Origin of the sequence: Streptomyces alkaliphilus, assembly GCF_014141535.1 — a bacterium.
Lineage (GTDB): Bacteria > Actinomycetota > Actinomycetes > Streptomycetales > Streptomycetaceae > Streptomyces > Streptomyces alkaliphilus.
In genome coordinates this window covers 1-4211 of record NZ_VKHT01000432.1, presented here as the reverse complement: position 1 = coordinate 4211, position 4211 = coordinate 1, and the positions used below count along the sequence as shown (strand labels likewise).

The window sequence follows — 4211 nt, the reverse complement described above, 5'->3', positions numbered from 1 at the left end:
GGCCGGGGTCGGGCAGGGGCGCGATCCACAGGTCGTCCTCGGCGGTGAAGCAGATCAGCTCCCCGTGGAGGTGGGGGAAGCGGGGGTAACCGCCGCTCCCGGCGTCCACGGTGTTCCTGGCATCCCCGGCGTCCCCGTCGGTGGGTCGTCCGGTCCGTTCGTCGATCACTCCTCCATGCTTCGGCGCGGCGGCCCGCCGGGCAACCCGTTCCGGAAAACGGGGCCGGTGGGGCGGATGATCGACCTCTCCGGGTGATCCGGGTCACATTCCGGATGAGGTGTCATCCCCGCCGTGGGCGCCGGCGTCTGTCGGGATGCAGGGCGAGGGATCCGCTCCCCACGGATCCCCCGCATACGTCATCGCTCCCCGTCCCGGCTGTTCCCCTCGGAAACGGCACGGGCGTCCGGACCCCCGGCTCCTCCCCGCCGGACGGCACCCCACCGGGTGCCGGTGGTGTCCGCGCCCGTGGCGCGCCCCCCCGGCGCCTTCCGGCCTCCCCTTCCGAGACCCCTGACTTTTCCGCCTCCCCGCGTCCCGTTCGGGTCGTCGGCGTGCCGCTTCACGCCCTCGCCCCGGTGGTGGGACCGGGCGGGCAAGCCCTGAATTCGGTCTTTTGTCGCCTTCATCTGATTAACCACTTTCATCAAGTTCGTCACGATTCGTATCCGGTCCCGGAGCGAGCGGTCCCCCCGGCCGCTTCCCGGAGCCCCACCACCGTCATCCGACCCACCGACCATCACCGCCCCTCCGGGGCGAGCGGAGGAGAAGACTCCCGTGGCCACGTTCCTTTATCGACTGGGCCGCGCCGCCTTCCGGCGTCGCGGCCGGGTCGTCCTCATCTGGCTGGCGGTACTGCTGGCCGTCGGCGGAGCCGCCGCCACCGTCACCGGCGAGGTGGAGGAGGAGTTCGCCCTCCCCGGCACCGAGACCCAACAGGCGTTCGAACTGCTGGACGAGGCGTTTCCCGACTCCAGCGCCGAGGCCGTCACCAGTCGCGTGGTCTTCGGCGCCCCCGAGGGCGAGACCCTCTCCGACCCCGCCAACCGGGCCGTGATCGATGAGGTGTTGGGGATGCTGGACGGCGCCGAGGGCGTCGTCGACATCGCCGAGCCCTTCGAGAACGGCGCCGTCAACGAGGAGGAGACGGTCGCCTACGCCACCGTCGACTACAACGTCACCTGGGCGGACATCACCCCGGAGATGCGCGACCAACTGTTCGCCGCCCTGGACGCCGGCCGTGACGCCGGCCTCGTGGTCGAGGCGAGCGGTGAAGTCGCCTACGGAGAAGCCGACTTCGGACACGGCGAGATCATCGGCATCGCCGTCGCGGCGGTCGTCCTGCTGATCACCTTCGGCTCCATGATCGCGGCGGGCCTTCCGTTGGTCACCGCCCTGCTCGGCGTCGGCATCGGCATGGCGGGGATCGCCGCCCTCAGCGTCACGCTGGGACTCACCGAGACCACCGGCATCCTCGCCATGATGATCGGCCTGGCCGTCGGCATCGACTACGCCCTGTTCATCGCCTCCCGCTACCGCTCCGAGCTGACCAACGGCCTGGAGCCGGAGGAGGCCGCGGGTCGCGCCGTCGGCACCGCCGGCTCCGCGGTCGTCTTCGCCGGCCTGACCGTGATCATCGCCCTCGCCGGCCTGGCCGTGGTCAACGTCCCGATGCTCACCCGCATGGGCATGGCAGCCGCCGCCACCGTCGCCGTGGCCGTCCTGGTCGCGTTGACCCTGGTGCCCGCCGTCCTCGGCTTCGTCGGCAAGCGCATCTTCGGCCGCCGGATCCGGAAGGCCAACGCCGACCGGGGCGGCGTCCCGGCCACCGTGCCCGCCACCTTCTCCCGCTCCGGCCGGGAGAACTTCGGCAGCCGCTGGGCGCGCGGCGTGCTCCGCCGCCCGGTCCCCGTGCTGGCGGCCTGCGTCGCCCTGCTCGGCCTCCTCGCGCTGCCCGTCACCGACATGCGCCTGGGCATGGGCGACGACGGCACCCAGCCGGAGGAGACCACCCAGCGCCAGGCGTACGACATGCTCTCCGAGGGCTTCGGCCCCGGCTTCAACGGCCCGCTGCTGCTGGTCCTCGACGCCCGGGACGCCGACGACCCGGAGGCCGCCGCCGAGCGCGCCGCCGAGCGCGCCTCGGAACTGGAGGGCGTGGTGGCGGTGACCCCCGCCGCCTTCAACGAGGCCGGCGACGTCGCCCGGATGGTCGCCTTCCCCTCCTCCGGACCCTCCGATCAGGAGACCACCGACCTGGTCGCCGAACTGCGCGGCGAGGTCGCCCCCGTGGTGGCCGAGGAGACCGGGGCACAGGTGCTGGTCTCCGGCCAGACCGCCGCCGAGAGCGACTTCACCAAGGTCCTCGACGACGCCCTGGTGCCCTACCTGGCGCTGGTGGTGGGCCTGGCGTTCGTGCTGCTGATGCTGGTCTTTCGCTCTCTCCTGGTCCCGCTGAAGGCCGCCCTCGGCTTCCTGCTGTCGGTGCTGGCCGCCCTGGGCGCCGTGGTCGCGGTCTTCCAATGGGGCTGGGGGGCGAGCCTGTTCGGTGTCGCCGAGACCGGACCGATCGTCAGCATGATGCCGATCTTCCTCATCGGTGTGATCTTCGGCCTGGCCATGGACTACGAGGTCTTCCTCGTCACCCGGATGCGGGAGGCATACGTCCACGGCGAGGACCCGAAGCAGGCGGTGGTCTCCGGCTTCGACCTCAACGCCCGGGTGGTCACGGCCGCCGCGATCATCATGATCAGCGTCTTCTTCGGCTTCATCACCGCCGGCGACATGATGGTCAAGGCGATCGGTTTCGGCCTCGCGATCGCGATCCTGCTGGACGCCTTCGTCGTCCGGATGACCCTGGTGCCCGCCGTGATGGGCCTGCTGGGACGGCGCGCCTGGTGGCTGCCGGCCTGGCTGGACCGGATCCTGCCCAACGTGGACGTGGAGGGCGCGAGCCTGGAGAAGCACCTGCGCGGCAGCGACACCCCGACCGGCGCACTCCCGCCGGCCGCCGGAGGACCCCCGGCGCCGGAGCGGGAGCCGCAGCCGGTCGGCTGAACCGGGGCGGACCCGGCGCGGTGCGCCCCGCACCGGGCCCGCCCCCGCCGGCACCCCGGCCGGGCCCCGCGCGGGGCCCGGCCCTTTCCGCGCACCCGGCCCCGTCTCCCGTGCCCCGGCCCTTGGCGGCCGGGGTTCCGTGGGTCCAGCGGAGGGCCGAAGCGGTGGCGGGGGTCCGGGGCTTGATCGATTCCGGCTCGGAGGTGCGGCAAGTCCGTGTTCCGGAAACAGCCGGTCCTGTGGCACCGCCGTTCGAGCTCTCATACCCGGCGGTGAGATTCGGTGCCGGCGGACGGGAGCGCCCGTATGCTGGCCATACACCGCCTGTAGTGGGCACACGGGAATCGCCCGTCGGGGAGGAGGTGAAAGGGAATGAGCGTTGCCATCGATCACACCGGCCCATGGACCGTCGCCGATGTGCTGGCACTGCCCGAGGACCGCACCACCCGCTACGAACTGCTGGGAGAGTCACTCGTGATGTCTCCCGCGCCGGGCATTCGCCATCAGCGGGCTTCGTTCCGCCTCGCCATGATGCTGGACACCGCGGCCCGGGCGGCGAAGGCTCCGGTCGAGGTTCTGGAGGCCATCAACGTCATCCTGCCCTCGGGCCTGGTGGTGCCCGATCTGGTGGTGACCGACGCCGGTGCGACCGCCGAGGACGGCGTGAGCGTCGATGCGGAGGACGTGGTGCTCGTGGTGGAACTGGTCTCTCCCGGGAACCGCACCGTGGATCGCAAGTTCAAGCCGATGCTGTACGCCGAGGCGGCCATCCCCCACTTCTGGCGACTGGAGTTCGACCCGGCCCCCATGCTGGTCGTCCATGAACTGGGTGACGGCCGTTACGTGGAGCGCACCACCGCTCTCGCGGGTGCGACCACCCACCTGGAGACCCCGTTCCCTCTCGACATCGACCCGGCCGGCCTCTCCCGGCAGTAGGCACGCCCGGCGCTGGGGACAGGCGATGCCGGTTTTTCCATGACTCCGGCAGCGGCCCTTCCGGGATCGCAAAGGTGTGTTCGACGAACTGCCCGGGCGTCCCTTTCCGGGGGCCGGTGTGCCGGTTACCGGTGGTCGGTTCACCGGGCGGCGGTTTTCCGACGGTCGGTGAACCTGCGGCTCCATTCAAGTACGGGAGGGAAAGAACCCACCCGCCCAC

General features: G+C 71.6%; 2 protein-coding genes. Both read left to right on the top strand.

All coding sequences use genetic code 11. The annotated features are described in order from the left end of the window. The first annotated feature begins 775 nt into the window (after positions 1 to 775). Positions 776 to 3055, top strand: a complete 2280-nt coding sequence (locus tag FNQ90_RS14405; protein WP_182606755.1) for an MMPL family transporter — start codon at positions 776 to 778, stop codon at positions 3053 to 3055. A gap of 372 nt (positions 3056 to 3427) precedes the next feature. Then, positions 3428 to 3991 (top strand): Uma2 family endonuclease, encoded by a 564-nt coding sequence (locus FNQ90_RS14400; protein ID WP_153427081.1) that lies wholly within the window; start codon positions 3428 to 3430, stop codon positions 3989 to 3991. The last annotated feature ends 220 nt before the right edge of the window (positions 3992 to 4211 follow it).